Origin of the sequence: Janthinobacterium sp. SUN118 (assembly GCF_030397695.1) — a bacterium.
Taxonomy (GTDB): Bacteria; Pseudomonadota; Gammaproteobacteria; order Burkholderiales; family Burkholderiaceae_D; genus Janthinobacterium.
In genome coordinates, this window is sequence record NZ_JAPUBV010000007.1 from 151,958 (window position 1) to 177,198 (window position 25,241).

The following is a 25,241-nucleotide window of genomic DNA, read 5'->3' on the forward strand; positions in this document are numbered from 1 at the left end:
CAATGCAGGGATGAAATGCGGGAGAGCCGGCATGAATGCCGCGGAGCCAGGATCACGCAGCGCATGCGTGTGCTCCTGGCCTGGGTCGGGACCGGTGGCGCGCCGGCCGGCGCTTACAGCGAGCAAGCGGGCATGCGGCGATGGTGTGATTCTGTTGAAATGCCGGCGCCGGGGGACTGGCGCCGTGGCCGGATCAAGCTTGCCGCGCTGTCGTGCGGAAAGCGGTGGCTGAGGGGGTTAGAAGCGTACTTTCACATACGCCGACGGTCCCGTCAGGCGCACGTTCAGGTCAGCGTCGCGTTCGCTGTCGCGGTGCAGCTTGATCTTCGAGATGCCATAGTCGGCGACGAAGCCGATGTTTTTGAATGGAAACCACTCGACGCCGATATTGCCGCCATAAATGTGGCCGTTGATGCGCCCGCCATTTTTCTTGATGCCCGACGCTTCCGCATACATGCGCAAGTCCGGCGTGAAGGCGTGGCGCCAGCCCACTTCCAGCAGCGGCGCGAATGCGTGTTCGCCGATGGAATCGCGCGCCGTGGCCGTCTCGCCATTGACGACGCCGGTGGCCGTGCCGTTCAGGTTGGCATTATAGTAGGCGGCGCCCAGGCCGATGCCGAAGGTGTCGTTGCCGCTGCCGAGCCACCAGCGGTAGGACATCTTGGCCAGGTCCAGCTTCAGGTCGGCGTCCGCGGTGGCCGTGCCCGTGACGGGCTGGCCATTGATGGTGGTCTGGCCCGTCAGGGTGGGGGTGTAGGATTTGTCGTAGCGGTAGTAGTCGAATGCCAGGCCATGGCGGTCGCCGATCAGCAATTCAGCCTTGATGCGGGGTATCGTCGTGCGGCTGGGCTTCGATTCGGGCGCGTCGATGCGGCCAAACTCCGTGTCGGCACCGACATTGATGCGCGGATCGGCCGCGAAGGCGCCCACGGAAATGCTGACGCGGTCCAGGGTGGGCGACGGTTCCGCCCGCGCCGTGGCGGCGGCCGTGGCGACGCCCAATACGCCCAGCATCATGGCGCCACGCAAGGCAAGGTGGTGCGGACGTGGGGGAGACAGGCGGGCGGACACGGACGTGGAAAACATGGATAACTCCTCAAGATAAAGTGAACACTGCCGCGACGCTGGGGCGGCCTGCATTGGACAGCAATGCAATGAGGAAATGGTAGCAATTGTTACTTTTAAATTACGTAGCCGCACGGCCCAAGTGGCCGTCGGACTTGTCCTACCGCAGGTAAGCCGCCTGTAAAGACTGGTTATGAGAGGAAGTAAGCGATGCAGGAAATCATGGAACTGGTCACACCGCGGCTGCTGCTGCGGCAATGGCGCGACAGCGACCTGGCGCCGTTCGCAGCCCTGAATGCCGACCCCCGCGTGATGGAATTTTTTCCTTCCACGCTGTCGCGCGAGGCCAGCGACGCCATGGCGCGGCGCTGCGGCGACCTGATCGCGGGGCGGGGCTGGGGCTTATGGGCCGTGGCCTTGCGTGAAACCGATCGCTTCATCGGCATGACGGGGCTGCATATTCCCGACGCGCAATTGCCCTGTTCGCCGTGCGTGGAAATCGGCTGGCGCCTGGCCTTCGATTACTGGGGGCAAGGTTACGCGCAGGAAGCGGCGCAGGCCGCCCTGCGGGCAGCTTACGAACGCTTGCAGCTGCCGGAAATCGTCTCGTTCACGGCCTTGCCGAATCGGCGCTCGAGCGCGCTGATGGCGCGCCTGGGCATGCGCCGCGAAGCCGCCACGTTCGAGCATCCGGCCCTGCCGCCAGGGCACGCATTGCGTACGCATTGCCTGTATCGCCTGACGCGCGCAGAATGGTGCGCAAGGGAGGGAGTTACGACATGAGAATCGCCGCCATATCCGATATCCACGGCAACCTGGACGCGCTTGACGCCGTGCTGGCCGACATCGCCCGGCGTGGCGTGGACGTGACCGTCAACCTCGGCGATATCGTCTCGGGCCATCTGCAGCCGCGCGCCACGGCGGCGCGCCTGATGGCGCTCGGCCTGCCGACCATCCGCGGCAACCACGAGCGCCAGCTGCTGGGCGATCCGGCCCGCATGGGCGTGTCGGACGCCTACGCGCGGGCACAACTGCTGCCGGAGCAACTCGCGTGGATAGATGCGCTGCCCGCCACTTTGCGCCTGCGCCCAGACGTGCTGCTCGTGCACGGCACGCCAGGCAGCGACCTCGTATACTTTCTCGACACCGTCACGCCGCAGGGCAGCCGCGCCGCCACGCCGGACGAGGTGGCCACGCGTGCCGGCGATACTGACGCGGCGCTGATCCTGTGCGGCCACACGCACATGCCGCGCCAGGTGCGCCTGGCTGATGGCCGGCTGATCGTCAATCCGGGCAGCGTGGGCTTGCAGGCTTACGACGACGACCATGGCTATCCGCACCTGATGCAGAACGGCACGCCGCACGCGCGCTATGCGATTGCCGAACAGGACGCGCATGGCGGCTGGACGGCGCAGTGGCACGCGGTGGAATATGACTGGGAAACGGCGGCGCGGCTGGCGCTGGCCAACGGGCGGCCCGACTGGGTCAGGCCCTTGCGCACGGGCTTCGTCGGCGCCGCCTGAGATTGCTTAGCAGCTCGGCGCGCGCGTGACGGGCACGGGGACCAGCTCCGTCTTGCCTTCCCTGGCGATCACCTGGTTGATGCTGATGCTGCAGCGCTTGCCTTCCCACGAGAACGCGGCTTCGTAATCCTCGCCGGCGCGCGGCGTGAAGGTGATGTCGCCATGGCAGCTGGGCGATACCGTTTCATAGCGCACGCCGTTGGCCACGTAGAACGACGAGACATCCTGGAAGCCCAGGCGCAGGCTGCTCGGCTTATCGGCGGGAATCTCATATTCGCGGAAATACGCTTTCGAGAAAAAGCCATCCTTGCGTGCCAGGTTTTGCGACGTTTCCGTCTCCGCCATGCCCAGGCTGACATTGCTGACAGTACCGGTCAGGGAGCCGAAGGCGGAACCCATGCCGCCGCTGGCCTTTTCCACGCCATCGCTGAACATGCCGCGGATGCAGCTGCTGTCGCGGTAGAGGAAGGCAGTGGCGCCATTCTGGCCGAACAGGCGCAGGCGGCTGATGGCGGAGGTTGCCGGGGCCGCTGGCGCGCTGGCCGCTTCGGTGGAGACGGCGGGCGCTGCGGTATTGACGGCGTCCTGGGCAAAACTGGCGGCGCAACATAACAGGGACAGCAGGAAAGCAGGGTTTTTCATTGGCCTCAGAAAATTATCAAAAAGAAACAATATATACCATATGGCAATATTGTGTTGTTCTTTTGCATAGGCCTGCCGCCCGCGTTCGCCTAGCGGAACTCTTCCGCCACCAGGTTGTACTTCTGCATCTTGTGATACAGCGTCTGTTTCGGCAAGCCCAGCACGGTGCTCACTTCGCTGACGTTGCCGGAATATGCGCGCAGTTCCTGCTCGATCAGGGCGCGTTCGAAGCCATTGACCTGTTCGGCCAGCGACAGGGGACTGGCCTGGCCGCCTGCCAGCAGGCTCGACGCGCCACCGGCGATGCCGAGCACGAAGCGGTCAGCGATATTGCGCAGTTCGCGCACGTTGCCGGGCCAGGAGTGCGCCATCAGGTTGCGCATCTGGGCGCTCGAGACGATGGGCGCGGCGCGGTTGTAGCGGGCCGCCGCGGCCAGCACGAAATGCTCGAACAGGATGGGAATGTCTTCGCGCCGTTCGCGCAGCGGCGGCAAATGCAGCACGATCAGGTTCAGGCGGTAGTACAGGTCGCTGCGGAATTTCTGCTGCTGCGACAAGTCTTCCAGGTCCAGCTTGGCCGCCGCGATGACGCGCACGTCGACGGGCGTGGGAATGTTCGAGCCCAGGCGTTCGATATAGCGCTCCTGCAGCACGCGCAGCAGTTTTACCTGCAGCGACAGGGGCAGGCTTTCGATTTCATCGAGGAAGAAGGTGCCGTGGTCCGCATGCTCGATCTTGCCCACCTGGCGCTTGGCCGCGCCCGTAAACGCGCCCGGCTCGTGGCCGAACACTTCGCTCTCGAAGATGCTTTCCGGTATCGCGCCGCAGTTGACGGCGACGAAGTTGTGCTTGCGGCGATGGCTGAAGTCATGCAGGCAGCGGGCCACCATTTCCTTGCCCGTGCCCGTGTCGCCATAGATCAGCACGTCGGCCGGTTCGTTGGCAACGTCGAGGATCAGACGCCGTATGTCGCGCATCGCCACGGAATTGCCCAGTAAGCGCGCTTCGATGCCGCCACCGTCCTCGAGCTGGCGGCGCAGGCTGTGCACTTCCAGCATCAGGCGCCGCGTTTCCAGCGCGCGCAGGATGACGTCGACCAGCTGGTCCGAGGAATACGGCTTTTCGATGAAATCGTAGGCGCCCGTGCGCATGGCGTGCACGGCCATCGTGATGTCGCCGTGGCCCGTGACGAGGATCACGGGCAGGTGCGGGTCGAGCGTTTTCACGGCTTGCAGCAGCTCGAGGCCGCTCATGCCGGGCAGGCGCACGTCGCTGACGACGATGCCGGGGAAATCCGGTGTCAGCAGTTTATAGGCCAGTTCGGCCGAGTGGAAGGCCAGCACGTCCAGGCCGGCCAGCTGCAGTGCCTGCTCGCTGCCTTCGCGTACGGTGGGGTCGTCCTCGACCAGCAAGACCTTCAAGCCGTCAAACATGTTTTTCCTCCTGCGTTGCAATCTGTAGTTCGATGGTGAAGATGGCGCCGCCGCCGGCGGCGTTTTCGGCGCGCAGCACGCCGCCGAACTGGCGCGTGATCTGTTCGGAAATGGCCAGGCCCAGGCCCAGTCCCAGCCCCTGCGGCTTGGTGGTGAAAAACGGTTCGAACAGGTGTTCGCACACTTCCGTCGACAGGCCCGGTCCCGTGTCGGCCACATGGATCAGCACCTGTTCCCGCGTGCATTCGACGGACACGCGCAGGCTGCGCACGTCGCTGCCATTCATGGCGTCGAGCGCATTCGCATACAGGTTCACCAGCACCTGCTCAAGGCGGTTGCTTTCGCACATGGCGAAGATGTCTTCGGGCGGCAGATGCAGGCTGAAACGCACATTTTCAACCTGCAGGCGGCGTTCGACGAGGAACAGCGCGTTGCTGATCGCCGTGGGGATCGAGACGGAGGTCAGGCTGGTCGTCGATTTGCGCGCAAAAATCTTCAATTGTCCCGTAATGGTTCCCATCCTGGCCGCAATTTGCGAGATCTTCGCCAGATTGCGCCGCGCGTCGTCGAGCCGTCCGCGCTCGAGCAGGATGACGGCATTGTCGGACATGGTGCGCAGCGCCGTCAGCGGCTGGTTCAGCTCGTGCGTGATGCTGGCCGACATCTGCCCCAGCACGGCCATCTTGCCGGCCTGAAAGAGTTCGTTTTGCGTGATGTGCAGTTTTTGCTCGGCCTTGCTGCGCACCTCGATTTCCTGGCTCAGGCTTTGCGTCATGGCATTGAGCTCCGACGTGCGTTCCTCGACCATGGTTTCCAGGTTGTCGTAGGCGTGCTGCAAGTCTTCGCGGGCGCGCAATTTCTGCGCCACGGCCGCGCGCCGCTGGCGCAGGTAAAAGAACAGCAGCATGAAAAAGCCCAGCAGCACGCAGGAGAAGGCGGCCGCCGCGCGTGCGCTGGCCTTCGCCTGCGCCAGGTCGGACAGGTAAATGAAGGTCCAGTCGCGCGGCGACTTGAGTTTGATCTGCGTCATGACGCTGGAACTGGTCTTCGGCGGCGCGTCGGCCCGCTCCTGCTCGCGCACGCTGATGACGCGCGCGCCGTTGCCCAGCTGGCGGTCGGAGACGAAGGGAATCGCCGCCAGCTGCTTCGAGTAATACTGGCGCGTGCGGTTCAGTTCATCGACGATGGCAGGCGAGAGCGGGGCCAGCGTCTTGTATTTCCAGTCCGGCATGGAACTGAGGAAGATTACGCCGTGCTCGTCGGCCAGCATGACCTTGTCCGCGCCCTGCACCCAGCGTTTTTCCAGGTTTTCCAGGTTCACCTTGACCGTCGCCAGGCCCAGCATGCGGCCATTCTGGTAAATGCCATGGGCAAAGAAATAGCCGGGTTCCAGTCGCGTCGTGCCGACGCCATAGAAGCGCCCCGGCGTGCCGCGCAGGGCGTCCTGGGCATACGGGCGGAAGGCGATATTGTCACCGATGAAACTGTCCGGCTGCTGCCAGTTGCTGGCGGCCCGCGTGTTGCCGTCGAGGTTGCTGATGAAGATGGTCGACGATTTCGCCTGGGCATTCATTTGCTCCAGGTAATGGTTGACCGTGTCGACGAGCACGGGGTCTTCCGGGTGCTGCAGCAGGCGGATGACGTCGCGGTTCAGCTCCAGCGTCTTGGGCAGGAAGTCGTATTTCTCCAGCGCATTTTCCAGGCTGCTGACATACACCTCGAGGCGCTGCGCGCCGCTCGCCTGCAGCTTGCCGATGGCGATGCGTTCGGTCCAGAAATACACGAGCCAGACGGTGGCCAGGCAGGCGGCCAGCACCACGCCCCAGGCCAGCGTTTCGCGGCCCGACCGTTGCGACAGGCGCTGGCGCCAGGAAAGAGGTGGTTTGCTGCTGCTATTCATAGTCTGGTGCCAACTTGCAAGAACCGACAGTATCGCATCTTGATGTGTCTCAACATAAAAAAAGCCGCCGGATGTGCATCCGGCGGCTCACGCTGTTATTTCACGGACCTCTCGACGTCCGACAAAATCGTCGCGAGCGGCAGTGATTTGCGGCTGAGAAGCGTAACCGTACTCGAGTACGGTGAGCATCGCCGGCGCGCAAAGCGCGCCGCGCGGCAGATTTGGCCGACGTCCTTAGAACGTGTGGCGCATGCCCAAGTTGAAGCCGCTGTTGCCGGTGCCATTGTCGGTGGCGTTGCCGACGACGAAGGTGGCGCCGTTCTTGTTGCTGATGTGGCCATAACCGGTGTACAGGTCGCTGCGCTTGGACAGGGCGTAGTAGGCGCCGATGGCCCACTGCTGGGCGTCACGGTTCAGGTTGCTCTTGTCGTTGTGGCGGATATACGACGCGACCAGCTTGGTGGCGCCGAACGGGGCGCTGAAGCCGACCAGGATGTCGTTGCTCTTGCTGTCGTCGAGGGCGCGGTTGTCCGCGTAGCCGAAGTTGCCTTGCAGGACGCCGAAGTCATAGCGCGCGGCCAGCAGGGTGTTGCGCGTTTGCTGTGTTGCCAGCGCATTTTCCTTGCGGTGATGCGTGAGGGTCACGTTCAGCGGGCCATCGATGTAGTGCACTGCGCCGCCCATGCTGCGGTTTTTCGCATTGTCGCCCGCCACTTCGCCGAAACCGTAGGCCAGGTCGGCCGACAGGTGGCTCCAGGTTGGCGTGGTGTATTGCACCATGTTGTCGACGCGGATATTCGTTGCCATCAGGTTCGATGCCGTGCCGGCCAGGCCGATGACGAAGGGGTCGGCCACGTCGCGCAGGGCCAGGTAGTACGGCGAGTACTGGCGGCCCAGGGTGACGGCGCCGGCGCTGCCGGACAGGCCGACATACGCCTGGCGGCCGAACAGCAAGCCGCCCTGGCCCGAGGTGCCGGTATCGATATTGAAACCGCTTTCCAGCACGAAATTGGCGTACATGCCGCCGCCCAGGTCTTCCTTGCCCTTGAAGCCGATGCGCGAGCCGGAGGCGACGCCGGAAGCGACGCGGTTCAGGCGGTCGCCGGCCGCGTCCTTGTCGAACACCAGGCCGGCATCGGCCACGCCATAGATGGTCACGCTCGATTGGGCCAGCGCGCCGCCGGAAGCTGCGCCAAGGGCCAGCAGGGTAAACAGGACTTTTTTCATGAGAATCTCTCTAGTAAGGGGGATGACTACTGATCGCACTACCTGACTGCTTGTTACTCAACATTGAAAACAAATAAATGGCCCGCTTGTGGCGGGCCATGGCGCTATCAGGCCTTGCTAGCGTGGTCCGCTTCGCCCCAATGGCTTTCCGTATTCTGGTTGGCCGCGTTGGCGGCCGCCGCTTCTTCTTCCGTGGCCAGGCCACCTTCCCACTTGGCAACGACGGCCGTGGCGACGGCATTGCCGACCGCGTTGGTGGCCGAACGGCCCATGTCGAGGAACTGGTCGACGCCCATCAGCAGCAGCAGGCCCGCTTCCGGAATATTGAACTGGTTCAGGGTAGCGGCAATCACCACCAGCGAGGCGCGCGGCACGCCGGCCATGCCCTTCGAGGTCAGCATCAGCAGCAGCAGCATGGTGATCTGCGTGCCGATCGACAGGTCGATGCCGTAGGCCTGGGCGATGAACAGCACGGCGAAGGTGCAGTACATCATCGAGCCATCGAGGTTGAAGGAGTAGCCCATCGGCAGCACGAAGCTGGAAATCTTGCGGTCCACGCCGAACTGGTCGAGCGCCGTCAGCAGTTTTGGATAGGCCGCTTCCGAGCTGGCCGTCGAGAATGCCAGCAGGAACGGTTCGCGGATCAGGCCGACCAGCTTGAAGACGCGCGGGCCGATGACGAGGAAGCCGGCGGCGATCAGCAGTGCCCACAGGCACATCAGGCCCAGGTAGAAACCGCCCATGAATTTGGCGAACGTGACCAGCACGCCCAGGCCGTGGGTAGTGATGACGGACGCCATGGCGGCAAACACGGCCAGCGGGGCCAGGTTCATGATGGTGCCGGTGATGCGCAACATGACTTGCGCCAGCTGGTCGACGACGGCCGTCAGGGTCTTGCCCGACTCGCCCAGGCCGGCCAGTGCGCCGCCAAAGAAGATGGAAAACACCAGCACTTGCAGGATTTCATTGTTGGCCATGGCCTCGATCGGCGATTTCGGCACCAGATGCGTGAAGAAATCCTTCAAGGTAAAGGCGGCCGTCTTCAAGTTGGTCGAGGCGTGGATATCCGGCAATGGCAAGCCCAGGTTGGTGCCGAGCTGCATCAGGTTCGACAGCACCATGCCCAGCGCCAGCGACACGAGCGAGGCGACGACGAACCAGCACATGGCTTTCAGGCCGATGCGGCCCGCCGTCTTGCCGTCGCCCATGTGGGCGATGCCGACCGTCAGCGTGGAGAACACCAGCAGCGCGATGATCATCTTGATCAGGCGCAGGAAGACGTCGGTGACGATGGAGATATTGCCAGCGATCTGGGCGCTGACTTTGGCATCTGGGAAGGCGGTGTTGCATCCATAGCCGACGGCGATGCCGAGGATCATGGCAATCAGGATGTACAGGGTTAATGGCCGTTTCTTTTTCATTTTGACTCCTCCAAATGAAGCGCCGCTGTGAGCGGATTATTGATAGCGAGCAACTCAAGCTTGGAGTCAATATTTCTCAAAAACAAGCCCTTGCATGCTGGCGATTATTTGCAGCAAAACCTGTACATAGCAAAGGATATGCCTGAAATGCTTTTTCGACAGAACCTTTCATAAGTTATTGATTTATAGAACTTATTTAAATTCAAGAATGTTGCTATATTGCCGCACTGCGCGAAATATTGGACGGGGGAGGCGATCGCTGTATGACTTTTCATACGCTAGTCGTGGCAGGGCGCCGTTGCGCGAAAAAGACAAGATTATCAGGACAATAAAAAAGCCCCTCCGAAGAGGGGCTTGATGTTGCGCAATGTGCGTTCTCTTGACGTTAGAACTTGATATTCGCCGTCAGGCTGAACGAACGCGGCTGGCTTGGCGTGTAGCGGAAGCCGGACTTGTTGATGGCCGCCACATAGGTCTTGTCGGCCAGGTTGTAGGCGTTCAGCTGCAGGTCGAGGTTCTTGTTGACCGGATACGTCGCCATGGCGTCGAAGACCCAGTAGGAGTCGACGCGTGCCGGCGTGCCGACGGCGCCATCGGTGCCGCGCAGCATTTCACCGACGTAACGGGCACCGCCGCCGATCTTCAGGCCGAACGGCAGGGTGTACGAAGTCCAGCTGGTGAACGCCTGCTTCGGCGTGTAGCTGAGGTTGTTGACGCCGCTGGCCGTGACGACCTTGCCCGACTCGACCTTGGTATTCATGCGCGTATAGCCTGCGCTGACCAGCCAGTTATGCATGATTTCGCCCACCACGCCCAGTTCCAGCCCTTCCACGCGTTTTTTACCGGTCTGGTAATAAATGGTGGGGATGACGGGATCCTGTTCCACTTCATTCTTGACGGTGGTCTGGTAGACGGCGGCCGAGAACGACAGTTTTTGCTTCAGGAAGTCCCACTTGGTGCCGATTTCCTTGGTGAGCGTTTCCTGCGGATCGTAGCTCGGGTTTTGCGCGCTGCTGGCGCCCGTGCTCAGGGCGAAGTTGACACCCGGTGGCGCTTTCGACGTGGCCAGCAAGGCATACACGCTGCTGTCCGGCGTCGGTTTGTACATGGCCGAGATCTTGCCGTTGGCCAAGGTATCGCTCAGGGTCAGGTGGGTGGGGATGGGCGTGCCCACTGGCAGCTTTTGCACCTGGCCCTGGGCCACGGCCGTTTGCAGCGTGACGGCGTCATACGTGGTGTTGAAATGGTCGAACCGCACGCCGCCGTTGAACAGCCACTTGTCGCCGAACTTGATGGTGTCGAACACATACAGGCTTTGCGTGTTGACTTCGCCTTCCGTGAAGGCGCCGCTGCGCACGGGGTTGTAGCCGGTGACGGGGTCGCGCGGGTTCGGATGGTACAGGTTCGCTGCCGGCAAGGTGCCCAGGGTGGCTGGCACATAGCTGTAGTTGGTCTGCTTTTCGCTGGTGAACTCGGCGCCGGCCACCAGGGAGTGCTTGAGCACGCCCGTGTCGAATTGCGCGCTGACCACGGTCTGGTTGGTCAAGATCGTGTTTTCCTGGTCCTTCACGGTGCGCAGCGAGCGCGCCAGGGTCCAGGTCGCAGGGTTGTCTTTTACCGCCCCGTTCGTTTCCGTATTCAGGTTGGCGGTATTGGCCATGAAGGCCGTCAGCAGGTAGTCCTGCTTGGTCTTGCCGTAGCGCGTGGTGTTCTGGAGCTGCACGGTCGGCGAGAAATCATGGTCGATGCGCAAGGTGCCCATGTCGGCCTTGACCTTGTCGTAGTCCGAGGTGGAGCCGTAGAAATTCTTTGGATCGACCCTGGCGGCGCTGTTCAGGTAGGTACGGATGACCGGCTTCTCCTTCGTGGCGACGTCCGGCGTCGAATAGCCGGGCAAGCCGATGGTCGGCACGCCGCCGTCGGGCACGTTGTCCTGGTCGACGTGCAAATAGCTGGCCGTGATGCGCGTCGGCTTGCCGATGCCGAAGGTGACGGTGGGGGCGAAGGCCCAGCGCTTGTTCGTGACTTCATCGCGCGCCGGGTTGCCGCTGTCCTGCGTCATCAGGTTCAGGCGCAATGCCGTGCCCGAATCGCTGTCGAGGACGCGGTTCCAGTCGGCCGTGGCGCGTTTCTGCTTGCCGCTGCCGGCCGTCAGCAGGGAATTGAATTTGTTTTCCATGGTGGCCGTCTTGCTGACCAGGTTGATCGAGCCTGTCGGCGAACCGCGGCCGCTGTCCGTGCCCGCCGGGCCCTTCAGCACGTCGATCTGTTCGATGTTGAAGACGTCGCGCGAGATCGAGCCGACGTCGCGCACGCCATCGACATAGATGCTGCCCGACGAATCGAAGCCGCGCATGTAGACGGCGTCGCCCGTGTTCGTGTTGCCGTTTTCACCGAGGAAAAAAGTACCGACGCCCGGCGTGTTGCGCAGCGCTTCCGTCAGGGTCAGCGCGCCTTGCTGTTCGATCAATTCCTTCTTGATCACGACGATGGTTTGCGGCGTGTTGACCAGTTCTTCCGTGTATTTCGGCGACGAGGCTTTTTCGGCCTTGAAATCATTTTCCTTGGAACCCACGACCTTGACTTCGTTCAGGGTTTGCTGCGATGCCGGGACGCTCTGGCCGGCCGGGTCGGCAGCCTGGGCGGCAACGGGCAGCAGCATCACGGCCAGGGCGGCGCCGATATGCTGGTTAAAACGGGATTGGACGTGTTTGCGGCTCTTGATTGCCATCTTGCTCTCTCGATAAGGTCAGGGTAGTGGTTCCTGGCTGGCGCTGCGCACAGTGCTATTGCACGCGGGCAAGTGGCTGGCTGGGGAAACGGGTTGTGTGACATTGTAATAATTGGGCGCTATTTCGTAAATGAGAATCGTTATCAGTCTCGTTTACGCAACGAATTGAATGTGCCAGGAAAAAAACACTGTGATGCCGCATGAATGCTTGCTTTGCGGCCCCGCCGCTGCTATGCGCGCAGGCGTCCGGGAGCGGGAGTATGATGAGCAACCTTTACAAATTTCCGCCAAGCATGCTCCATACTCCCGACGCTTTTGTCCCCCTGATCGATGTGCCCGAACCGGCGCCCGCCGCCGCCCAGACGCTGACGTTTGTCTTTCATCGCGGGCGCGTGCTGCTGCGCACGCCGGAACTGGCCTTGCCGACGCAGGCCGAGGTGGCCGCGCTCGATATCGACCTGAGCCAGGCCCAGCCTGTGGGTGTGTGGCAGGGCCGTTATTGCCAGACCGTCTGGCGCGACGACGATGCCTTGCCCCTCGATGGCGGCGTGGCCTGGCATGGCTTGCGCTCGCTGTTCAATGCCGTCGACGATGGTTTCCTGGGCCTGGCCAGCCGCGCCGCGCAACTGGCCGAATGGGCGCGCACGCACCGTTATTGCGGCGTCTGCGCCACGCCCATGCAGCGCGCGCGCGGCGAGCGCTGCTTCCAATGCGCCGCCTGCGGCATGCTCGCGTATCCGCGCATTTCGCCGGCCATGATGGTGCTGATCCGCAAGGGCGAGCAGGTGCTGCTGGCCATGCACAGGCATTCGCCATCGCAGCGTTTCAGTCCGCTGGCCGGTTTCCTGGAAGCGGGCGAATCGATCGAGGAAGCCGTGCACCGCGAAGTGATGGAAGAGGTGGGTCTGCGCGTGCATAACTTGCAGTACTTCATGAGCCAATCGTGGCCATTTCCCCATTCGCTGATGATCGCGTTTACGGCCGATTACCTCGATGGCGACATCCGCCTGGACGAGGACGAGATCGCCGAGGCGCGCTGGTTCGGTCCCGGCGATGCGTGGCCGGAAGCGACGTCCAGCGTATCGATATCCGCGTTGCTGGTACGGGCCCACCGGCCGCCGGCGCCAGAGTAAAAGCAATGGCTGTCGGGGCAGCCTGTCACATTTTCTATATACTGGCGGCAATTGCAAATTTTAGGGTGTTTTAGCATGTCTCAAGAATTCTCCGAAAACGACTGGCGCCGGCTGATCAGCAGCTTTGGCGAAGACCCGCAGCGTCCTGGCTTGCTGGAAACGCCGGCGCGCGTGACCAAGGCCTGGAAGCACTGGACTTCCGGCTATGGCCAGGATCCGGTCGACTTGCTGAAGGCTTTTGAAGATGGTGCGGAACAGTACAACGAGCTGATCGTCGTGCGCGGCATCCCCGTCTACAGCCATTGCGAACATCACCTGGCGCCGTTCTTCGGCAAGGCCACCATCGGTTACGTGCCGAACGGCAAGATCGTCGGCTTGTCGAAACTGACGCGCCTCGTCGACTGCTTCTCCAAGCGCCTGCAAGTGCAGGAACGCATGACGATGCAGATCGCCAACGCGCTGATGGACGTGCTGGAACCGAAATCGGTGGGTGTGGTCGTACGCTGCCGCCACCTGTGCATGGAAAGCCGCGGCATCCGCACGCCGGGCGAGGAAACCATCACCTCGGCCATGCTGGGCGAGATGCAGCCGAATCTGGCGCTGCGCACGGAATTCTTGGCGTTGGCGCGCGAAACCTGATTTTCGCCGAAGATGCATGAGGAAGGCGGCGCGATGCCGCCTTTTTTTATTTCCCTTTTGATTCCCTTTCGGCCAGGTAGCGCGCCGGCGGCTTGCCCACGGCCTTGCGGAACATGGTGACAAAACCGCTGGTGTTTTCATAGCCGAGTTCCAGCGCCACCGCTTTCACGCTGTGTCCCACCGCCAGGCGCTGCAGGGCCACGATGACGTGCAGTTGCCGGCGCCAGCGGCCCACGCTCATGCCGATCTCTTCCAACGCCTGCCGGGTCATGCTGCGCTCGCTCATGCCGATGCGTTTGGCCCACTCGGCCAAGGTGCTCTTGTCGGCCGGCTGCGCCAGCAGCAGGGCGGCCAGGCGGCGCAGGCGCGCATCGCGCGGCATCGGCAGGTGCAAGTCTTCCACGGGGGCGGCCGCCAATTCATCGAGCAGGGTGGCCACCAGGCGTTCCTGCGCGCCATGCAGCGCATACAGGGTGGGAAAGCCGGCCGCCTTGGCGATCAGTTCGCGCAGCAGCGGCGAGACGGCCAGGGTGCAGCAGACGGCGGGCAAGGCGGGCGCCATGGCCGGCTCGACAAACAGGCAATAGCACTCGGCCTCGCCCACGCCCTGTGCCGCATGCATCAGGCCGCCCGGTATCCATACGGCGCACTGGGGCGGCACGATCCATACCCCGCTGTCTACCTCGCAATGGATGACGCCGCGCGTGGCGTACAGCAGCTGTCCCTTGCGGTGCTGGTGCGGCGCCTGCTCCCATTCCTCGCGCACGCTGGCCAGGCCCACGGCCAGCAGCGGACGCAGCACGCCATCGACGTCGAAATCCATGAGGGAAGCGGTGGCGTCAAGGCCCAGCTGGGCGGAGAGCATGCTGGGCAGGAGGGGATGGGGCATGGCAGGGGCTTTGGCTGGATTGAATAATATTGTGGCTATTTTATGCAATGACGTCCGACCGCGCCACCGGTATCGTGTGCTGATCCGCAGCCCCGCTTCAACGGCAACCGCCGCCGCCAGTGTTCTGATGAAGGTAAGGAGGAACGGCAACCCCCATTGAAGGAGTCATCACCATGCAGCTTGATCTATCCACTTTCCCCCTCGTCTGGATGCGCCGCGCGGCAGCGCCCGCCCAACCCGATATCCTGTTCGCCCAGTTCGATGCGCTGCTGGCGCGCCGGCAAGCATTTGTCATCCTCAGCGAGGAAGGCTTTGACGAGGATGGGCATGAACACCCGCAGGAGGAGCGCAAGCGGGCTGCACTGTGGATGAAGCAGAACAAGGCGGCCATCCGCGCCTACATCCAGGGCATGGTGCTGGTCGAACCGAGCGCGGCCAAGCGTCTGGCCGGCAAGGCCTTCGCCGTGATGTTCGGCAAGTTCTGGGGCTATCCCCTGCATTTCGGCACCAGCCGCGACGACGCGCTCGACATCGCCCAGCATTTGCTCAAGGCGTGGCTGCCGCCAAGGGAGGGCTGACAAACTCAAGAGCACCTGACAAAACCGTAGCGAGCGGCAGTGATTTGTGGCTAAGAAGCGCAACCGTACTTCTAGTACGGTGAGCATCGCAGGCCGCAAAGCGCGCCGCGCAGTAGGTTTGGTCAGGTGTTTTAGTAGCGGTAGTCGTTGATGAAATGCTTGGTGAAGTTGTACTTGCTGCCGCCATCGAGCAAGTCGACCAGGCGCTTCGGCGCCGAGGCCGACATGAAGGCGTCGGCCGCGCCACCCGTGCTGCGGAATTTCATGCCGGGGCTGAGGATCTGGTTGGCGCCGATTTTCAGGTGCTGGAAGCTCTTCGTCTTCTCGTTGTTGAGAATGAAGTGCAATTCCTGCTTGAAGGTGAGGAAGGGAATCTTCAACCACCAGCCCTCGTCCGTGCCATAGCTGGCGACGCTGGCAAAGTGCGTGTTCTTGTCCGTCAGGGTGGGCTTGCCCAGGCGGTCATTGATGCGTTTCATGGCTTCATTCTTGGTCATGCTGTTCTTTCGTGATTCGATCTATCCGGCGTGCATTCTGACACAGGCGCGCCGCCGCGTGCCGCGTATTGCCTCACAGCAGCAAAATCAGCGAGCCGAGCACGATCAAGCCGCCACCGATGGCCGCCTTCAGGGTGAACGGCTCGCCCAGCACGAGCCAGCCGGCCAGCATCACCAGCGCCACGCTGAGCTTGTCGACGGGCGCCACCAGCGAAACGGGGCCCAGTTGCAGCGCGCGGAAATAGCAGAGCCACGACAGGCCCGTGGCGACCCCCGACGCGATCAGGCACGTCCAGCCCACCCAGTTGCCGCCGCCCGGGCGCTGCCATTCCGAGCGCAGCGAGATGATGGCCGCCGTTACCAGCAGGATGACGCCCGTGCGTATCAGGGTGGCCATGTTGCTGTTCATCTCAGCGACGCCCAGCTTGCCCAGGATGGCCGTCATGGCCGCGAACACGGCCGACAGGATGGCAAAGCCTTGCCAGGTCAAGGTAGTCGACATGCTGCTCCTTGTGCAGTGGGGAAGGTGCTGTGACTGTAGCGGAAAAGGGCGGCGGGCGCTTGCCGCAGTTTTATTGCGATGCAGCATGTCTTGTCGCATCGCATTAACAACACTGCGCTAAAAATTGCTGTATGGCATTGTAAATATCGGTAGTTCAAGCGTATGCTGGAGTCGTCTGAACGGTGCCGCCAGAGCACCGTCGCCGCCGCATTCCTGGCCGCAGAGCTGGAAGCGGGCACGCCCCCTTCGCCGCACACACAGTTGGAGACACCGCATGAAGAAATTGACGTTCCAGCAGAAGTTATGGATTCCCCTGATTTGCAGCTTGCTGTGCATTACGGTTATTTTTGTGTACAACGCCCTGGAGATCCGCAAGATCCGTATCGAGGAGCGTAGCGCCGACTTGAGCAATGCCGCCGACCTGGGCCTGGGCGCCGTGAAGATGTTCGGCGAGCTGGCCGCCAGCGGCGCGCTGAGCAAGGAAGAGGCGCAGAAGCAGGCCACCGCCGTCATCAAGAGCATGCGTTTCGGCGACACCGGTTATTTGTCCATCATCAACCTCGATGCCGTGGTGGTGATGAATCCCGCCGCGCCGCAAACGAATGGCAAGAACATGTCGGACTTCAAGGATGCCAACGGCACCTATCTGTACCGCGACATCGTCGCCGTCGGCAAGAGCGATGCGGGCAAGGGTTTCGTCCACTATTATTTCCCCCGTCCCGGGCAGAAAACCCCGGAACCGAAGATGAGCCGCGTGGTGGCCTACAAGCCGTGGGCCTGGACCCTCGTCGTGGGCGTGTACATGGACGATATCGACGCCGCTTTCCGCCAGTCGCTGCTCACTTCGCTGGGCGTGCTGCTGCTGGTGTGCGCGCTGCTGGCGGCCGTCGTCGTGGTCATCAACCGCAGCCTGCGCCATGCGCTGGGCGGCGACCCGGAATATGCGGCCGAAGTGGCGGAAAAGATCGCCAACAACGACTTGAGCGGCAGCGTGCGCACGCATGCCAGCGACCGCCACAGCGTGCTGTACGCGATGAAGACCATGCAGGCCAACCTGGTCGATGCGATCAGCGAAATCCGCCACAGCGCCGAAACCATCGCCACGGCGTCGAGCGAGATTGCCAGCGGCAATATGGACTTGTCGGCGCGCACGGAAATGCAGGCCAGTTCGCTGGAAGAAACGGCCGCCTCGATGGAGGAGCTGACGTCGACCGTGTCGCAAAACACGGGCAACGCCGTGCAGGCCAATGAGCTGGCGCAGTCGGCCTCGAAAGTGGCGCGCCAGGGCGGCGCCGTGGTGGCGCAAGTGATCGGCACCATGGATACCATCAACGCGTCGTCGCGCAAGATCGTCGACATCATCGGCGTCATCGACGGCATCGCCTTCCAGACGAATATCCTCGCCCTGAACGCAGCCGTGGAAGCGGCGCGCGCCGGCGAGCAGGGGCGCGGCTTCGCCGTCGTTGCCTCGGAAGTGCGCAACCTGGCCCAGCGCTCGGCGAGCGCGGCCAAGGAAATCAAGGAACTGATCGGCGCTTCCGTCGACAGCATCGCGGCCGGCAGCACGCTCGTCGCACAGGCGGGCACGACCATGGATCAGGTGGTGGCCAGCGTCTCGCGCGTGACCGACATCATGGCCGACATCACGGCCGCCTCGCATGAGCAAAGCACGGGTATCGGCCACGTCAACCAGGCGATCACGGAGATGGATAGCGTGACGCAGCAAAATGCGGCCCTCGTGGAAGAGGCGGCGGCGGCGGCGTCCAGCATGCAGGACCAGGCGGCCGTGCTGGCGCAGCTGGTGGCGCGCTTCAAACTGTCGGCGCAGGAACAGGGGACGGCGCCGCGTCTGGCCGCTACTGCCGCCGCGCCGCGCGCCGTGGCGAAAAAGCCGCTGCGCAGCCTGGCGGCGCGCTAAGGTCTTACTGGGCGGGCGCCGCCGCTTGCGGCGCCGGTTCGAATGTCAGCTGGTCATCGACGACCACGAATTGCCCGACCGGCTGGCCCAGGTCGGCTTTCGGGTCGTTTTCCATTTCCGTCAGGCTATTGCAGGTATTCGTTTCCGCCTGCCACAACTGCTTGCCCATGCGGATATTCCACACGCCTTCGCCGGCCGCAAACAGCTCGACCTTGATGTCGGCGGGCGCGTCCGTCGACAGGGTGTGCAGGCGCTGGCAGTGCGGCAGATTGGTGGCCATCAGCTGCACTTCCACCGTATCTTGCCAAAAGTAACTTTGCTGGCGGCGCACGGTCAGGGAATGGTCGTGGCCATCGAACATATAGATGGCGAAGTCCTGGACACAGCCTGACAGCAGGACGGACAGCATGACGATCAGGAGTTTGCGCATGGTCGGCTTTCGTTGATGGTTCCCAGGAATGGCGAAAAATAATGGCAATGGCGAGGGTGGGCGCTTGCTCTATCGCTCCGGGGTGCGCCCGCCATCTTGTTTTTCGCTGACATGGCATTATATCCATGCACACCAGTTGCGGCGCGACAATAGCGCGACTATCGTCCTACCGCGCCTGTCCCATCCCACCGACCTGGAAAGACCGCGATGATCGACCTGTATTACTGGACCACGCCCAACGGGCACAAAGTGACGATGTTCCTGGAAGAAGCGGGCATCCCCTACAACATCATTCCAGTGCATATCGGCAAGGGCGAGCAGTTCCAGCCCGAGTTTCTCGCCATCGCGCCGAACAACCGGATTCCCGCCATCGTCGACCAGGCGCCGGCCGATGGCGGCGCGCCGCTGTCGCTGTTCGAGTCGGGTGCCATCCTGCAATACCTGGCCGAGAAAAGCGGGCAATTCCTGCCGGACGACGTGCGCGGCCGCGCCGAGGTCATGCAGTGGCTGTTCTGGCAGATGGGCGGACTGGGTCCCATGGCCGGGCAGAACCACCATTTCGTGCAATACGCGCCCGAACCCATCGAGTACGCGATCACGCGCTATGTGAATGAGACGAACCGTCTATATGGCGTGCTGAACAAGCGCCTGGCCGACCGCGCCTTCGTCGCCGGCGACAGCTATTCCATCGCCGACATGGCGATCTATCCGTGGATCGTGCCGCACGCGCGCCAGCGCCAGAACCTGGACGAGTTCCCGCATCTGGCGCGCTGGTTCGCGGCGATTGCCGCCCGCCCGGCCACCGTGCGCGCATATGCCCGCGCCGCCGAGATCAATGTGCAGCCGACCGTCAGCGGTGACGCGAAAAGCGTGCTGTTCGGCCAGACGGCAAAAACCGTCAGCTGACATTTTTATCATCTTCGCGACCGGTTGGCGGGCGTAAAATGGGGCATTCCCCCTGACGAAAGCGGCCATGCGCATCCTGGTAATCGAAGACGAACCGAAGACGGGCGACTATCTGCTGCGCGGCCTGGCCGAGTCCGGCTTCACGGTGAGCCTGGCGCGCAACGGCCGCGACGGCCTGCACATGGCCGGCACGCAGGCGCCCGACCTCATCGTGCTCGACGTCATGCTGCCGATCATGGATGGCTGGCAAGTGCTGCGCGCGCTGCGCCTGCAGGAAGGCGGCGCCGACGTGCCCGTGATCTTCCTCACAGCGCGCGACGAGGTGCAGGACCGCGTGAAAGGGCTGGAGCTGGGCGCCGACGATTACCTGGTGAAGCCGTTCGCGTTTGCCGAATTGGTGGCGCGCATCCGCACCCTGCTGCGCCGCGGCCCGCCCCGCGAGGACGAGGTGATCCGCATCGGCGACATGGAAATCGACGTGATGAAGCGCAAGGTCAGCCGGCAGGGCCAGCGCATCACCCTGACGGCCAAGGAATTCGGCCTGCTGCACCTGCTGGCGCGGCGCCAGGGTGAAGTGCTGTCGCGCTCCATCATCGCCGCGCAAGTATGGGACATCCATTTCGAGAGCGACACGAATGTCATCGACGCGGCCATCCGCCGCCTGCGCAGCAAGCTCGACGACCCGTTCGACCCCAAGCTGATCCACACCCTGCGCGGCATGGGGTATGTCTGCGAATTGCGCGCGCCCACGGTTTCTGACAGCGGCGCCGCCCCATGAAGCTGGCGCAGCTACGCCGCTCGCTGACCCTGCGCGTCACGCTCGTGTTCGTGCTCATTGTGGCGCTCGTGTCGGCCGGCCTGGGCATGCATCTGTACCGTTCATTCGTGGCGGAAATCGAGCGCCGCGACGATATTTTATTGCTGGGAAAATTGCGGCAAATCCAGCAGTTGCTGGGCAATGCGGGCACCCTGGACATCATCCGCGAGCGGCCCCAGTATTTTCGCGACACCATGAGTGGGCAAGAGAATTCGCTCGTGCGCATCGTGCGCGCCGATGGCACGCGTTTGATCGATGTCAATCCGTATGGCGAGAACGTCGCGCATGCTGTTCCCGTGGCCGTCGATGCGCCAGTGACGGCCAGCGCGATTGTCAGCTGGACCAGCCGCGACGGCTATCCGGCGCGGGTCGTGGCGGCCAGCGCGCGCATCGGCGATCCGGCGCAGATGGCCGATATTTCCATCGCCAGGGTCTATGGCGACCGCAGCGTCATGTTTGCCGCCTACCGCTGGCAGATCGTCGTGTCGGTGGCCGTCAGCGCGCTGGTGGCGGCCTTGCTGGCGAGCGTGATGCTGTTGCGCGGCTTGCGGCCGCTGCGCAATATCGCCGCCCATGCGGCGCTCGTGCGGCCTGGCAAGCTGGGGCAGCAGCTCGAGGCGCGCGGCGCGCCGACGGAGCTGCTGCCGTTGATCCATGGGCTCAACGCCATGCTGGCGCGACTGCAGGAAGGGTATGCGCGGCTGTCGCAGTTTTCCGCCGATCTCGCGCATGAATTCCGCACGCCCGTCACCAATCTGCTGGGACAAAGCCAGGTGATGCTGGCCCGTCCGCGCAGCGCGCAGGACTATGAACAGCTGGTGTCGTCGAATGTGGAAGAACTGGAACGGCTGTCGCGCATGATCGACAGCATGCTGTTCCTGGCGCGCGCGCAGCAGGAAGAGGTGGTGCTGGTCAAGCAAGCCTTGCCGGTGCAGGACGAGTTCCTGCGCCTGGCCGATTTCTTTGAAGGCCTGGCCGAGGAGCGGGGGCTGGCGCTGGCTTGCCACGGCAGCGGCACGGTGACGGCGGAGCCGCAACTGCTGCGCCGCGCGCTGGGCAACTTGCTGTCGAACGCGATCCGCCACGCGGCGCCGGGCAGCACGATCTTGCTGCGTTCGCACGCGACGCGCGAGGGCGTGGAGCTGAGCGTGAGCAATCTCGGTCCCGCCATCCCCGCGCGCCACCTGCCGCACCTGTTCGAACGCTTTTACCGCGCCGACCCGGCCCGCAGCGATTCGGCCGCTTCCACGGGCCTGGGCCTGGCCATCGTCACGGCCATCATGCAGTTGCATGGCGGCAGCGCGACGGTGGCGTCGGACGCGGCGGCCACGACGTTTACCTTGGATTTCCCGCTCCAGCAGTGCAGCGCTCAGGTCGGATGAGGCCAAGGGCCGTCATCCGACGCAGTGTTGGCGGTAGCGCAGATATCGGATTACGCGCAGCGTTGCCGCGCTAATCGGACCTACGCAGGAAGGCATGGCCAGGTGACGTCAACCCATCTCCACCAAAAACTCATGCATGCCCGTATGCGGCAATTGCGCGCAGGCGGGCGCGAAATGCGGCAACTGTCCCCACAGCAAGGGGTTGCCGACGATGTACACATGATGCCGGGCGCGCGTCAGGGCCACGTTGAGCAAATTCGGCGTGGCGGCCGCCCACTGCGCGGCGCCGGCCGTGCTGTCATCGGCGCCGAGGACCAGCATCACCACGCTTTGTTCCTTGCCCTGGAAGGTGTGCACGGTGCCCACCATCTGGCTGCTCCACTGGCGCAGTTCGCGCGCCGTGGGCGCCTTGCCGTAGCCGAGGCGGCGGTCCCAGTCCAGGTCCATGATGCGCGAACGCAATTCGTTGCGCACGGCCTTGAAGGGCGTAATGACATACATCTCGGGCAGCTTGCCGTCGCGGCGATACAGTTTCAGCAGCACTTCCAGCACGAAATCGAGCTGCACGGGCACCACCTGCTTGTAGCTGACGGGACCGGCGGCATCGATCCAGCGGCTGGGACCACGCGTGAGTCCGCGCGCGCCGGCTGGCGGCGTGCGTTCGCTCAAGCCATAGACCATCTTGTCTTCATAGGCGATGCCGTTGGCCAGCGAGAACATCGGTTCCACGCAGCGGCGGTGCACGCGCAGGGGGCTGCCTATCCACAACGGTTGTGCGCTGCTGGCTGCCACCGTCGCGCCATAGCGGTTGGCGCGGTCGGCCAGGGTTTGCACGGAAGCGGAGGTCGGCGCGTAACTGCCGTCCTGCGTATGCGGCGACAGGGCGGACAAGGTCTGCACCAGGCGGCCCGGCACCGTGAAGATGGGTTCGATCTGCAGCGGGTCGCCGACGACGACGGCACGCTTGGCGCGCCACAGGCTGCCCAGCGCCGCCTGTGGCGGCGCCTGGCCCGCTTCATCGATGAACAGCCAGCCCAGTGATTCGGGACCCATGCCCTGGAACTGACGCGCGAACGAGGCGAACGTCGTCGATACGACGGGCACGACCATGAACAGGCTGTGCCATACCATGGCGATGTGCGACTGCTCATAGGCGCGCTTGTTTTTCAGCAATTTCGACACGGCCAGCAAGTTGCCGCCAAAGCCAGGTCCGCCCTTCTTCGCCACTTCCGCCAGCCATGCCTCATGCAGGGCCAGGGCCTTGGCGAACAGGCGCGAGCGCAAGCGGGCCAGCGCCGGTTCATGCCACAGGCCGCCAATTTGCAGTGCCTCGCCATCGAGCTCCTCCAGGGTAGCGGGCGCGACGATGGTGGGGAAGCGCATGCGCGCGCGGCGCAGCAGTTCCGTGCTGTCGTCCCATTCGCGCTGGCGCGACTGCGCCGTGCGCAGGGCGATATGCAGGCTGTTGCGGGCGCGCTCGCAGCGCGGCTCCAGTTCGCCTTTCAGCAGCAGCTTGATGGCGGAGACGTCGCGCGCGGCCTGGCGCTGCGCCTCGGCGTTGGCGACGACGGCCTCCTTGTAGGCGCGCGCCGGTGCCGTACGGAACAAGCGGGCGAAAAAGCCCGGCTGCGTCAGGGCCACGAGGCGTTCCTCTTCCAGCAATTCCTTCTTGCTGGCGAGCAAGGTGTCCTGCTGCGCCAGCGCGGTGGCCAGGGCGCCATTCGCCCCATCCATCTCTTGCTCTGCCGCAATCAGCGCCTGCTGGCTGCTGTCGATGAATTGCGCTTCCGTGCACGTGCCCACGGCTTGCCACAGGGCCGCGTACTGGGCGTGCTCGGCCAGTGCCTTTTCCACCACGTGTTCCGTCTCGCGAAATTCGCGCGCCGCCTGGGCGAAGCTGACGCCCTGGTAGCTGGCCAGCCACTGGCGGATATTCTGCGCATTCGGCGTCTTGCGCGGCGTATTCTTGTCCCAGTCGTCGTCATAGAAATTGCTGACGAAGCGGCGGCGATTCGCGCTATTGCCCAGCGCACACGACATCAAGCCCCACGGCGCTTCTTCCTCGGTCAGGGGGCGATTGGCGCCATTGCCGTCGGCCACGACGCGGCGCGCCACGCTTTCAAAGTAACGCGTGCGCGCCCATTCCTTGCCCAGCTGTTTCGGTTTCGGCAAGTCGCCGGAAATGTTTTCCACGGCCGCATTGTTCGACGAGGCGACGACCATTTCAAAGCCCGTCAGTTCCGGCCGCAAGCGGGCGATGGTGATCGGATCGCGCACGCCTTCGAAGGCCACGGCCACCTTGCCGATGAAGGCGTCGGCGGCGCGGTCCAGGCAGGACAGCACGCTGGCGCGGCGCACGATGTTGTCGGCGAACAATTCGCGCAGCAAGGTCGTCTTGCCCGTGCCCGGCGGGCCGTTGACGGAAAAGATGCCGCGTTCGCTCAAGCCCGTGCGCGCGCCGTGGATGGCGAACTGCTGCATCAGGCTCATGGCGTAGCTGGCGTCTTCCAGCCAGTGGCCGCGGTTCATATTGGCCGGATTGAGCATGGCGGCCAGCGCCTCGCGTCCGGCCGGGCTGTACAGGTCGATGCGCTCGTCCTGCGCCAGCGGCGTCAGGTAGGCGGCCACGGTGGCAGGCAGCTTGCCGCCGCGCAAGGTGCGGATGATGTGCTCGAGGTCATCGAGGTAAAAACTGTTGAGGATATCGAGGGACGGCTCCACCGCGTCGCCAAAGTCCAGGGTGCGGTTGGCGCTCGCTTCCGTGGCGTCGAGCGCGTCGGCGGCGGGGCGTTTCTTGCGCGTGCGCACTTGCAGCACGGCCAAGGGCTGGGCGGCGGATGGGTGGAAGTTGGCCCAGTCCATCAGCAGGTCGGCCAGCGCCGCGATGTCCATGCCGGACAGCGGCGACGATACATTGCCGGCCTCGTCCGTTACGGCCTGCGAGGCGCGGCTGGCCGCGAAGTTGCGCAGGCGGTCTTGCAGCGCCAGCTGGCTGTCGCTGAAGGCGTCCAGGCTCAGACCGGCCCAGTCCGGCGTGCGGGCGCGCCCCAGCGCCCACGGCAGCGTGGAAATGGAGACGGGGTCGAACTGCGGCTCGCCCAGCGCATTGAGGCTCAGGCGGGCAAAGCACGAGCGTCCGTTCAGCTCTGTTTTTTCCGTTTCGGCGATATTTTCCGGACCGCCCGAAGGCGGACAGGCCTTGTTGATTTCCGCCTTGTCGAACACGCCGAGGAAGAGCTGGAAGCCGTCGATTTCGCGGTCGGACGGCACTTGCCATTGCGTGGCGAACTGCGGCGGCAACTGCGCCAGCTGTTCGCGGTGAAGGAGACGCACGGTGGACTGGTCTTCAACTTCCGTGATTTGATTCAGGTCAAACGGGATAAAGAATTCGATCTTGTGCCAATACTCCAGGATAGCCAGGAGGCGCTGCTGTTCTGCCTGATTCATGATGACCAATATTTTGTAAAGCGAGCGAGGATTGTAAAGCGTATGCGCGGTGCACGTTTTGCACTTTTGCCTATTGCGCGGCCTTTGCCGCAAAAAAAGTGGTATTGGCAGACGAAAAAAAGCCAGGCAGCAACTTCCTGCCTGGCTTTCCCGTAGCGAGG

The 25,241-nt window shown here is 63.4% G+C and carries 22 protein-coding genes; 10 read left to right on the plus strand and 12 right to left on the minus strand.

The features are described from left to right. Positions 1-237: 237 nt before the first annotated feature. Positions 238-1,086, minus strand: coding sequence for a hypothetical protein (locus tag O0880_RS27560; protein WP_289889621.1), 849 nt, complete (start codon positions 1,084-1,086; stop codon positions 238-240). A 201-nt stretch (positions 1,087-1,287) separates the two neighbouring features. On the opposite strand from O0880_RS27560, the gene O0880_RS27565 reads away from it, so the two are divergent. After that, positions 1,288-1,848, plus strand: a complete 561-nt coding sequence (locus O0880_RS27565; protein ID WP_289889622.1) for a GNAT family N-acetyltransferase — start codon at positions 1,288-1,290, stop codon at positions 1,846-1,848. Further along, positions 1,845-2,588 (plus strand): metallophosphoesterase family protein, encoded by a 744-nt coding sequence (locus O0880_RS27570; RefSeq protein ID WP_289889623.1) that lies wholly within the window; start codon positions 1,845-1,847, stop codon positions 2,586-2,588. The genes O0880_RS27565 and O0880_RS27570 overlap by 4 nt, the downstream gene beginning before the upstream one ends. A gap of 6 nt (positions 2,589-2,594) precedes the next feature. Here O0880_RS27570 and O0880_RS27575 read toward each other — a convergent pair whose 3' ends face one another. From O0880_RS27575 to O0880_RS27600, 6 genes are all read right to left on the minus strand, one after another. Continuing rightward, positions 2,595-3,230 carry a hypothetical protein gene (locus tag O0880_RS27575; RefSeq protein ID WP_289889625.1) on the minus strand — a complete coding sequence of 212 codons (636 nt, stop codon included), beginning with the start codon at positions 3,228-3,230 and terminating at the stop codon, positions 2,595-2,597. An 89-nt stretch (positions 3,231-3,319) separates the two neighbouring features. Next, complete coding sequence (locus O0880_RS27580) at positions 3,320-4,663, minus strand: sigma-54 dependent transcriptional regulator (protein WP_289889626.1); 1,344 nt, start codon at positions 4,661-4,663, stop codon at positions 3,320-3,322. Beyond that, entirely contained in the window at positions 4,656-6,563 is a 1,908-nt protein-coding gene (locus O0880_RS27585) for an ATP-binding protein (RefSeq protein WP_071326119.1), read from the minus strand. Before O0880_RS27585 ends, O0880_RS27580 begins: the two co-directional genes overlap by 8 nt. A gap of 234 nt (positions 6,564-6,797) precedes the next feature. Continuing rightward, the gene (locus O0880_RS27590) at positions 6,798-7,790 is read right to left on the minus strand and encodes a porin (RefSeq protein WP_289889627.1); all 993 of its coding nucleotides are present in this window, start codon (positions 7,788-7,790) and stop codon (positions 6,798-6,800) included. 107 nt (positions 7,791-7,897) lie between these two features. After that, complete coding sequence (locus O0880_RS27595; protein ID WP_071326121.1) at positions 7,898-9,211, minus strand: dicarboxylate/amino acid:cation symporter; 1,314 nt, start codon at positions 9,209-9,211, stop codon at positions 7,898-7,900. A 385-nt stretch (positions 9,212-9,596) separates the two neighbouring features. Continuing rightward, positions 9,597-11,942: a catecholate siderophore receptor Fiu gene (locus tag O0880_RS27600; RefSeq protein ID WP_289889628.1), complete on the minus strand. Its 2,346-nt coding sequence runs from the start codon at positions 11,940-11,942 to the stop codon at positions 9,597-9,599. A 293-nt stretch (positions 11,943-12,235) separates the two neighbouring features. Between O0880_RS27600 and nudC the strand changes: the two genes are divergently transcribed. Together nudC and folE are read left to right on the plus strand one after the other, a co-directional pair. Continuing rightward, positions 12,236-13,075 carry an NAD(+) diphosphatase gene (nudC, locus tag O0880_RS27605; RefSeq protein ID WP_289889629.1) on the plus strand — a complete coding sequence of 280 codons (840 nt, stop codon included), beginning with the start codon at positions 12,236-12,238 and terminating at the stop codon, positions 13,073-13,075. Between the two features lie 75 nt (positions 13,076-13,150). After that, on the plus strand, positions 13,151-13,714 hold the full coding sequence (gene folE / locus O0880_RS27610) for a GTP cyclohydrolase I FolE (RefSeq protein WP_071326123.1): 564 nt from the start codon (positions 13,151-13,153) through the stop codon (positions 13,712-13,714). A gap of 46 nt (positions 13,715-13,760) precedes the next feature. Here the strand turns inward: folE and O0880_RS27615 are convergent, their stop codons facing one another. After that, positions 13,761-14,603, minus strand: a complete 843-nt coding sequence (locus O0880_RS27615) for a helix-turn-helix transcriptional regulator (RefSeq protein ID WP_083412078.1) — start codon at positions 14,601-14,603, stop codon at positions 13,761-13,763. 173 nt (positions 14,604-14,776) lie between these two features. Here O0880_RS27615 and O0880_RS27620 point away from each other — a divergent pair, with 173 nt between their 5' ends. After that, positions 14,777-15,181 carry a hypothetical protein gene (locus O0880_RS27620; protein WP_071326124.1) on the plus strand — a complete coding sequence of 135 codons (405 nt, stop codon included), beginning with the start codon at positions 14,777-14,779 and terminating at the stop codon, positions 15,179-15,181. A 131-nt stretch (positions 15,182-15,312) separates the two neighbouring features. On the opposite strand, the gene O0880_RS27625 is transcribed toward O0880_RS27620, so the two are convergent. After that, positions 15,313-15,678 carry a hypothetical protein gene (locus O0880_RS27625; protein ID WP_046683244.1) on the minus strand — a complete coding sequence of 122 codons (366 nt, stop codon included), beginning with the start codon at positions 15,676-15,678 and terminating at the stop codon, positions 15,313-15,315. Positions 15,679-15,751: 73 nt separating this feature from the next. Beyond that, positions 15,752-16,180 carry an EamA family transporter gene (locus O0880_RS27630; RefSeq protein ID WP_071326125.1) on the minus strand — a complete coding sequence of 143 codons (429 nt, stop codon included), beginning with the start codon at positions 16,178-16,180 and terminating at the stop codon, positions 15,752-15,754. A gap of 274 nt (positions 16,181-16,454) precedes the next feature. Here O0880_RS27630 and O0880_RS27635 point away from each other — a divergent pair, with 274 nt between their 5' ends. Beyond that, the gene (locus tag O0880_RS27635) at positions 16,455-18,098 is read left to right on the plus strand and encodes a methyl-accepting chemotaxis protein (RefSeq protein ID WP_071326126.1); all 1,644 of its coding nucleotides are present in this window, start codon (positions 16,455-16,457) and stop codon (positions 18,096-18,098) included. A gap of 4 nt (positions 18,099-18,102) precedes the next feature. On the opposite strand, the gene O0880_RS27640 is transcribed toward O0880_RS27635, so the two are convergent. Then, positions 18,103-18,528 (minus strand): hypothetical protein, encoded by a 426-nt coding sequence (locus O0880_RS27640; protein WP_071326127.1) that lies wholly within the window; start codon positions 18,526-18,528, stop codon positions 18,103-18,105. A 207-nt stretch (positions 18,529-18,735) separates the two neighbouring features. Here O0880_RS27640 and O0880_RS27645 point away from each other — a divergent pair, with 207 nt between their 5' ends. From O0880_RS27645 to O0880_RS27655, 3 genes are all read left to right on the plus strand, one after another. Continuing rightward, entirely contained in the window at positions 18,736-19,434 is a 699-nt protein-coding gene (locus tag O0880_RS27645; protein WP_071326128.1) for a glutathione binding-like protein, read from the plus strand. 67 nt (positions 19,435-19,501) lie between these two features. After that, on the plus strand, positions 19,502-20,212 hold the full coding sequence (locus tag O0880_RS27650; protein ID WP_289889634.1) for a heavy metal response regulator transcription factor: 711 nt from the start codon (positions 19,502-19,504) through the stop codon (positions 20,210-20,212). Then, positions 20,209-21,633 (plus strand): heavy metal sensor histidine kinase, encoded by a 1,425-nt coding sequence (locus tag O0880_RS27655; protein WP_289889635.1) that lies wholly within the window; start codon positions 20,209-20,211, stop codon positions 21,631-21,633. The genes O0880_RS27650 and O0880_RS27655 overlap by 4 nt, the downstream gene beginning before the upstream one ends. Positions 21,634-21,741: 108 nt before the next feature. On the opposite strand, the gene O0880_RS27660 is transcribed toward O0880_RS27655, so the two are convergent. Then, entirely contained in the window at positions 21,742-24,966 is a 3,225-nt protein-coding gene (locus O0880_RS27660) for an AAA domain-containing protein (protein WP_289889636.1), read from the minus strand. On the opposite strand from O0880_RS27660, the gene O0880_RS27665 reads away from it, so the two are divergent. Further along, positions 24,952-25,236: a hypothetical protein gene (locus O0880_RS27665; RefSeq protein WP_289889638.1), complete on the plus strand. Its 285-nt coding sequence runs from the start codon at positions 24,952-24,954 to the stop codon at positions 25,234-25,236. The genes O0880_RS27660 and O0880_RS27665 overlap by 15 nt on opposite strands. Positions 25,237-25,241 lie beyond the last annotated feature (5 nt).

Bases quoted from the DNA above. Each gene is read 5' to 3' on its own strand.
- O0880_RS27560 (WP_289889621.1), bottom strand. From the start codon at position 1,086: ATGTTTTCCACGTCCGTGTCCGCCCGCCTGTCTCCCCCACGTCCGCAC.
- O0880_RS27565 (WP_289889622.1), top strand. From the start codon at position 1,288: ATGGAACTGGTCACACCGCGGCTGCTGCTGCGGCAATGGCGCGACAGC.
- O0880_RS27570 (WP_289889623.1), top strand. From the start codon at position 1,845: ATGAGAATCGCCGCCATATCCGATATCCACGGCAACCTGGACGCGCTT.
- O0880_RS27575 (WP_289889625.1), bottom strand. From the start codon at position 3,230: ATGAAAAACCCTGCTTTCCTGCTGTCCCTGTTATGTTGCGCCGCCAGT.
- O0880_RS27580 (WP_289889626.1), bottom strand. From the start codon at position 4,663: ATGTTTGACGGCTTGAAGGTCTTGCTGGTCGAGGACGACCCCACCGTA.
- O0880_RS27585 (WP_071326119.1), bottom strand. From the start codon at position 6,563: ATGAATAGCAGCAGCAAACCACCTCTTTCCTGGCGCCAGCGCCTGTCG.
- O0880_RS27590 (WP_289889627.1), bottom strand. From the start codon at position 7,790: ATGAAAAAAGTCCTGTTTACCCTGCTGGCCCTTGGCGCAGCTTCCGGC.
- O0880_RS27595 (WP_071326121.1), bottom strand. From the start codon at position 9,211: ATGAAAAAGAAACGGCCATTAACCCTGTACATCCTGATTGCCATGATC.
- O0880_RS27600 (WP_289889628.1), bottom strand. From the start codon at position 11,942: ATGGCAATCAAGAGCCGCAAACACGTCCAATCCCGTTTTAACCAGCAT.
- nudC (WP_289889629.1), top strand. From the start codon at position 12,236: ATGCTCCATACTCCCGACGCTTTTGTCCCCCTGATCGATGTGCCCGAA.
- folE (WP_071326123.1), top strand. From the start codon at position 13,151: ATGTCTCAAGAATTCTCCGAAAACGACTGGCGCCGGCTGATCAGCAGC.
- O0880_RS27615 (WP_083412078.1), bottom strand. From the start codon at position 14,603: ATGCCCCATCCCCTCCTGCCCAGCATGCTCTCCGCCCAGCTGGGCCTT.
- O0880_RS27620 (WP_071326124.1), top strand. From the start codon at position 14,777: ATGCAGCTTGATCTATCCACTTTCCCCCTCGTCTGGATGCGCCGCGCG.
- O0880_RS27625 (WP_046683244.1), bottom strand. From the start codon at position 15,678: ATGACCAAGAATGAAGCCATGAAACGCATCAATGACCGCCTGGGCAAG.
- O0880_RS27630 (WP_071326125.1), bottom strand. From the start codon at position 16,180: ATGTCGACTACCTTGACCTGGCAAGGCTTTGCCATCCTGTCGGCCGTG.
- O0880_RS27635 (WP_071326126.1), top strand. From the start codon at position 16,455: ATGAAGAAATTGACGTTCCAGCAGAAGTTATGGATTCCCCTGATTTGC.
- O0880_RS27640 (WP_071326127.1), bottom strand. From the start codon at position 18,528: ATGCGCAAACTCCTGATCGTCATGCTGTCCGTCCTGCTGTCAGGCTGT.
- O0880_RS27645 (WP_071326128.1), top strand. From the start codon at position 18,736: ATGATCGACCTGTATTACTGGACCACGCCCAACGGGCACAAAGTGACG.
- O0880_RS27650 (WP_289889634.1), top strand. From the start codon at position 19,502: ATGCGCATCCTGGTAATCGAAGACGAACCGAAGACGGGCGACTATCTG.
- O0880_RS27655 (WP_289889635.1), top strand. From the start codon at position 20,209: ATGAAGCTGGCGCAGCTACGCCGCTCGCTGACCCTGCGCGTCACGCTC.